The sequence below is a fragment of the Micromonospora sp. NPDC047753 genome (genome assembly GCF_040642735.1).
In the GTDB taxonomy this organism is placed as follows: domain Bacteria; phylum Actinomycetota; class Actinomycetes; order Mycobacteriales; family Micromonosporaceae; genus Micromonospora.
In genome coordinates, this window is record NZ_JBEYSL010000428.1 from 1 (window position 1) to 5,892 (window position 5,892).

At 71.7% G+C, this 5,892-nt stretch carries 7 protein-coding genes; 1 reads left to right on the top strand and 6 read right to left on the bottom strand.

The window, feature by feature from the left end:
* The 5 genes from ABZ749_RS27480 to ABZ749_RS27500 all read right to left on the bottom strand — a co-directional run.
* Positions 1-619, bottom strand: a 619-nt coding sequence (locus tag ABZ749_RS27480) for an SCO1664 family protein (RefSeq protein WP_357232889.1), incomplete at its 3' end; no start/stop codon positions are given.
* On the bottom strand, positions 616-1,197 hold the full coding sequence (locus ABZ749_RS27485; protein WP_357232892.1) for a DUF3090 domain-containing protein: 582 nt from the start codon (positions 1,195-1,197) through the stop codon (positions 616-618). The genes ABZ749_RS27480 and ABZ749_RS27485, both read right to left, overlap by 4 nt.
* 157 nt (positions 1,198-1,354) lie before the next feature.
* Complete coding sequence (locus ABZ749_RS27490) at positions 1,355-2,059, bottom strand: MSMEG_4193 family putative phosphomutase (RefSeq protein WP_357232894.1); 705 nt, start codon at positions 2,057-2,059, stop codon at positions 1,355-1,357.
* 110 nt (positions 2,060-2,169) lie between these two features.
* Positions 2,170-3,006, bottom strand: a complete 837-nt coding sequence (locus ABZ749_RS27495) for an undecaprenyl-diphosphate phosphatase (protein ID WP_357232896.1) — start codon at positions 3,004-3,006, stop codon at positions 2,170-2,172.
* Positions 3,003-4,055 (bottom strand): LLM class F420-dependent oxidoreductase, encoded by a 1,053-nt coding sequence (locus tag ABZ749_RS27500; RefSeq protein ID WP_030332780.1) that lies wholly within the window; start codon positions 4,053-4,055, stop codon positions 3,003-3,005. The genes ABZ749_RS27495 and ABZ749_RS27500 overlap by 4 nt, the downstream gene beginning before the upstream one ends.
* A 187-nt stretch (positions 4,056-4,242) precedes the next feature.
* On the opposite strand from ABZ749_RS27500, the gene ABZ749_RS27505 reads away from it, so the two are divergent.
* The gene (locus ABZ749_RS27505; protein ID WP_112587412.1) at positions 4,243-5,214 is read left to right on the top strand and encodes an aldo/keto reductase; all 972 of its coding nucleotides are present in this window, start codon (positions 4,243-4,245) and stop codon (positions 5,212-5,214) included.
* Between the two features lie 129 nt (positions 5,215-5,343).
* On the opposite strand, the gene ABZ749_RS27510 is transcribed toward ABZ749_RS27505, so the two are convergent.
* Positions 5,344-5,892, bottom strand: a 549-nt coding sequence (locus tag ABZ749_RS27510) for a helix-turn-helix domain-containing protein (protein WP_357232898.1), incomplete at its 5' end; no start/stop codon positions are given.

Genomic DNA, 5,892 nt, shown 5'->3' on the forward strand with positions numbered 1-5,892 from the left:
TACCGGCCCAACCCCAGAGCACCGTGCGCAGCTTGTCCTCCACGTGGAAGCTCACCCCGTGGTCCACGCCGTAGATCCGGTCGTCGGCACCGACGAGCACGTGGCCGCCCTTACGGTCGGCGTTGTTGAGCACCGCGTCGAGCACCGCGAGCCGGGCCAGCCGTGGGTCGTCGGCGTGGGCGAGGGCATACGCGGCGCCGTCGTCGTCCCGGGCCGCGGCGATCGGGATCCAGCGTGGCGGCAACTCCCCGGCGGGCAGGAAACCGACAAGTGGTTCGGCGTCCTCCGGCTCGTCGATCCACAGCTGGCAGGAGCCGGGGCCGAACGGGCCGTCCCGCAGCACCGTGGGCGGCACCAGGTCCCATCCGGTGGCTCGGGAGACCAGGTACGCCGAGACCTCCCGGCCGGCCAGGGTGCCGTCGGGGAAGTCCCAGAGGGGGCGCTCGCCACGGACCGGCTTGTAGACGCACCGGGCGGTCAACCCGTCCAGGGTCAGGATGCCGCGCAGCGTGGTGTTCGACGCGTCGACCAGCCGACCTTCCAGGTCGAGGACGCCGTCACGCAGCAGCCGCAGCGCGGCGTCGCCGTCCTGGCGAGGCTGGAGGCCGGACGAGGTCACCGGTGATAACCGTTGTGCCGCGGGCAGAGGTGCCCGGCGGGGTCCAACGGTTGGCCGCAGAGCGGGCACGGTGGCCGGCCCGCGTTGACCACTCGCCGGGCCCGCTCGATGAACTGGCGGGTCGCCTGGGGAGTGAGCCGGACCCGGAGCCGATCCAGGTCCTCGTCCGGCTCTTCGTCCTCGTCGTCGTCCTCGTCGTCGTCCTCGTCGCCGAGTTCGACCTCGGGCTCCACCTCGCCCGCCGCGATCGCCTCGATCACCACGGTCGCGGTGTCCACGTCGAAGGCCAGCCCGAGCGTCCCGACCCGGAACTCCTCGTCGACCGGAGTGTCCAGCGGCTCGTTGTCGCCGATCACCGGCGCCAGCTCGGGCAGGTCCACCCCGAAGCGACGCTGCGCCTCGGTGAGCAACTCCTCAAGCTTCTCGGCGAGCAGGGACACCTGGACCTTCTCCAGCGCGACGCTGACCAGCCTGCCGCCGCCGCGGGCCTGCAGGAAGAACGTGCGCTCCCCCGGCGGCCCGACAGTCCCGGCGACGAACCGCTCCGGCGGTTCGAAGGCGTGCACCTGGTGGGTCATACCCACGACCCTATCCGGCCCGCCCTGGCGTCGCGCACCCCACCGACGCGAATCGCCACAGCGACGGCGCGCCCGGTGTAGCAGGGGTTACACCCGGGCGTGGCGGCCTTCTCGGCCTGCGCGGACGCCCCGGCCGGGGGCGGTGTCGTGACGGGCCTCACCGCGACGCACCCGCTCCGCCGCCGACGGCCGCGTCCGAGTCGGCCACGCGGCTCGCGCGCCGTCGCCGCTTGGCCGGCGGCGGCACCAGCGCCGCCAGGTCGCCGCCGGTGTCGTTGAGTCGCACCAGAAACGGACGCAGCGGCGTGAACCGGATCGCCGTCACCGACGCCGGGTCGGCCACGATCCGCTGGAAGGCATCCAGGTGTACGCCGAGCGCGTCCGCCACGATGGCCTTGATCACATCGCCGTGGCTGCACGCCAACCAGACCGCCTCGGGCCCGTGCTCGGCGTTGACCCGCGCGTCCCAGGAACGCACCGCAGACACGGCACGGGCCGCCATCGCCGCCATCGCCTCGCCACCCGGGAAGACCGCCGCGCTGGGGTGCTGCTGGACCACCGGCCAGAGCGGCTCCTTGGCGAGTTTCTTCAGCGGCTGCCCCTCCCAACTGCCGTAGTCGCACTCGATCAGCCCGTCCTCGACGACCGGGGCGGCCTGCGGGAGCGCCAACTCCAGGGTCTGCCGGCAGCGGATGAGCGGGCTGGTCACCACGGCGGCCAACGGCACCGCCCGCAAGCGCTCGCCGACCGCGGTGGCCTGCGCGCGCCCGGTGTCGTCCAACTCGACCGGTTGCCGACCGGCGAGGCCGCCATCGGCGTTCGCCGTGGTACGGCCATGTCGCAGAAGCAGAAGGGTCGCCACGGGACCACCCTATGACCTGGCCTCCGGGGCGGGCCGTCGCGGGCGGCGACCTGACGACTGCGGCCCTCGTCTCCACCCGCGGGCGGAGACGAGGGCCGTCGGCAGATCGGTCAGGTGGCGTCGATCGTGCCGGTCAGCAGCAGGGCCAGGACCAGGGTGCCCAGCGCGACCCGGTACAGCACGAAGACGTACAGGGTGTGGTGGGCGACGTAGCGCAGCAGCCAGGCGATGGCCGCGTAGCCGATGCCGAACGCGATGACGGTGGCCACGATCGTCTGGGCCACGGTCGGCACTGACGTGCCCGGGGCGGACGGTTCGAAGACGTCCCCGAGGCTGAACACCCCGGACATCACCACCGCCGGGATGGCCAGCAGGAACGAGTACCGTGCCGCCGCCTCCCGGGTCAGGTTGAGCAGGAGGCCGGCGGTGAGCGTGCCGCCGGAGCGGGACACACCGGGGACCAGCGCCATCGCCTGGGCGAAGCCCATCACGATGCCGTCCTTCATCCGGAAGTTCTCCAGGGTGCGGGTCTGCCGCCCCCAGTACTCGGCGAACGCCAGCACGAACGCGAAAACGATCAGCGTGGTCGCCACCACCCACAGGTTGCGCCCGGCGGTCTTGATCTGGTCCTTGAACAGGAAACCGAACAGCCCGATCGGGATCGAGCCGACGATGACGTACCAGCCCATCCGGTAGTCGAGGCTGGAGCGGACCGACTTGTCCCGGATGCCCACCAGCCAGGTCCGGGTGATCCGCCAGATGTCCTTGGCGAAGTAGATCAGCACTGCCGCTTCGGTGCCGAGCTGGGTGACCGCGGTGAACGACGCGCCGGCGTCACGGTCGAAGAAGATCGCCGAGGTGATCCGCAGATGCCCCGACGAGCTGACCGGAAGGAACTCGGTCAGTCCCTGGACGATGCCCAGGACGATGGCCTCGACCCAGGTCACTCGCCGACTCCCGAGAGGTCGAGAGCCTCGGCGACGGTACGCAGAGTCTGCACACCACTGTCCCGGTCGGCCACGAAGAGGGTCACCGACAGCGTGGTGACCCCGGCTGCCGCGTACTCCCGCATCCGTTCGGCGATGCGCTCCTTCGGGCCGAGCAGCGAGGTGCGGTCGATGAACTCCATGGGCACTGCGGCGGCGGCGTCACGCTGCCGCTTGGCCAGGTACAGGTCCTGCACCTCGCGGGCGGCGTCGCCGTAGCCCATCCGGGTGGCGAGCTGGTTGTAGAAGTTCTGCTGCCGGCTGCCCATACCGCCCACGTAGAGCGCGGCGTACCAGCGGACGAGTTCGGCGCAGGAGGCCACGTCGTCGCCGATCACCACGGGCACCGACGGCACCACGTCGAACCCGGCCAGCTCCTTGCCGACCTTGGCCCGCCCAGCGCGCACCGAGGCGAGCTGCTCCTCGGCGAACTCCGGAGCGTAGAACACCGCCAGCCAGCCGTCGGCGATCTCACCGGCCAGCTCCAGGTTCTTCGGGCCGACGGCGGCCAGGTAGATCGGTATGTGCTCGCGCGGTGGGTGGAAGCCCAGTCGCAGCGCCTTGCCCGGGCCGTCCGGCAGCGGCAGCGTGTAGTGCTCGCCGTCGTACGCCACCTCCTTGCGGGCGATGGCCAGCTTGACGATGTCGACGAACTCGCGGGTCCGGGCAAGCGGCTTGGCGAAGCGCACACCGTGCCACCCCTCGGAGACCTGCGGGCCGGAGACGCCCAGGCCGAGGCGGAACCGGCCGCCGGAGAGCGCGTCGATGGTGGCGGCGGTCATGGCGGTGGCCGCCGGCGTACGGGCGGGGATCTGCATCACCGCTGCGCCGACGTCGATCCGTTCGGTCTGGCCGGCCATCCAGGCGAGCATGCTGGGCGAGTCGGAGCCGTACGCCTCCGCCGCCCACACCACCGAGTAGCCCAGCCGGTCCGCCTCCTGGGCCAGCGCCAGGTGGTCGGCCGGTGTGCTCCACGCCGTCTGGTATCCGAGACTGAGCCCGAGTCGCACTGGTCCTCCCCCATCCGTGGCACAGGTCGCCCCAGGTTACGCAATGCCGATAACGGACTCGATCACCGGCTCGACACCTTATGATCCCCCCTCCATCGGGGCAGCCCGGGGCGGCGGAACCGGCAGAACCGGCAGAGATACGGGAGCGAGGATATCGGTGGCGGCAGGTTCGAAATAAGGTTCACCCATGCAACAGCGACCGCTCGGCCGAAGCGGGCTGGCGGTTTCGCGGCTCGCGCTCGGCACCATGACCTGGGGCCGGGACACCGACGCCGACGATGCGGCCGCTCAGCTGAAGAGTTACCTCGACGCGGGCGGCAACCTGATCGACACCGCCGACGTGTACGGCGACGGCGACGCCGAGTCGGTGATCGGCTCGCTGCTGGGCTCCCTCGTCCCCCGCGAGGAGCTGCTGATCGCCACCAAGGCCGGGTTGCGCCCCGGCAGTGGCCGACGCCGGGACGGCTCCCGGGGGCACCTGCTGCGCACGTTGGACGCGTCGCTGCGCCGGCTCGGCACCGACCACGTCGACCTGTTCCAGGTGCACGGGTACGACCCGGACACCCCCCTCGAAGAGACCCTGGCCGCCCTGGATCACGCGGTGGCCAGCGGCAAGGTCCGCTACGTCGGGGTGTCGAACTTCTCCGGCTGGCAGACCGCGCGGGCCGCCGCCTGGCAGACCGCCTGGCCGGGGCGGGCGCCGGTGGTCGCGTCCCAGGTGGAGTATTCGCTGCTGGAGCGGGGCGTGGAGCGGGAGGTGCTGCCCGCGTGCGATGCGCTCGGCCTCGGCGTGCTGCCCTGGTCGCCGCTGGGCCGGGGCGTGCTCACGGGCAAGTACCGGCACGGCCGTCCGGCCGACTCCCGGGCCGCGTCGCCGCACTTCGAGCGGTTCGTCTCGACCTACCTGGAGCCGCGCTGCTCCAGCATCGTGGAGGCGGTGGCGACCGCGGCCGGTGGGCTGGGGGTGTCGCCGCTGGAGGTGGCGTTGGCCTGGATCCGGGACCGGCCGGGCGTGACCGCGCCGATCCTCGGCGCGCGCACTGTCGGGCAGTTGCTCGGCGCGCTCGCGGTGGAGCGGATCACCCTGCCCGAGGAGATCACCACCGCGCTGGACGACGTCTCCGCGGTGCCGGTCGGCTACCCCGAACGCGACGGCTGACCGGGCGGCCGCGCCAGGGCTGGCCCCGCGCGCCGGGTCAGCTCTCAGCGGTCGTCGCGCCACCTGCCTCGACCACATCATCAGGTGCCGCTCTCGATCTTGGCACTCTGGGGACGGAGACTTCGTGCGTCAGGCGCGTAGGCCGGCGATGACGATCTGAACGAGAATTGTGGAGCCGCGGTGACGCGCGGTCGCGACGCAGCCGGTCACGAGAGCGTTGATGTCGTCGGCCGTGACGTCCGGACGGATGGTTCCGCGTTGCTGCGCCTCGTGCAGGAGTTCGGCGAAGGCTGCGGTGAGGGCGGCGTCAGCGTCGGCGGGTATGTGGTAGCCGCCGCCGGCCAGAGCATCCGCGATGGCGCGATTGGTGAGGCCGGCGTCCACCATGACGGTGAAGAACTCGGCGAAGTCGATGCCAGAACGGGCCTTCTCGGTCAGGGCGTGGAGGCGGTCGAGCACCACGGCCTGGATGAGCGATTCCTTGGTCGGGAAGTGCCGATACACGGTGCCGGCGCCGACGCCTGCGCGGCGGGCGATCTCGTCGATCGGCACGCCCAGGCCCTCGGTGGCCAGGATCTCGTAGGCGGCATTCAACACGCTCTGGCGATTGCGGCGAGCATCGGCACGCATGGGGTTCTGGCCGGCACGCTGGTGCCGGTGAAAGTCGCCGGGCATCCC

Excerpts from the sequence above, each read along its gene's own strand:
- ABZ749_RS27485 (WP_357232892.1), bottom strand. The coding sequence starts at position 1,197 with ATGACCCACCAGGTGCACGCCTTCGAACCGCCGGAGCGGTTCGTCGCC.
- ABZ749_RS27505 (WP_112587412.1), top strand. The coding sequence starts at position 4,243 with ATGCAACAGCGACCGCTCGGCCGAAGCGGGCTGGCGGTTTCGCGGCTC.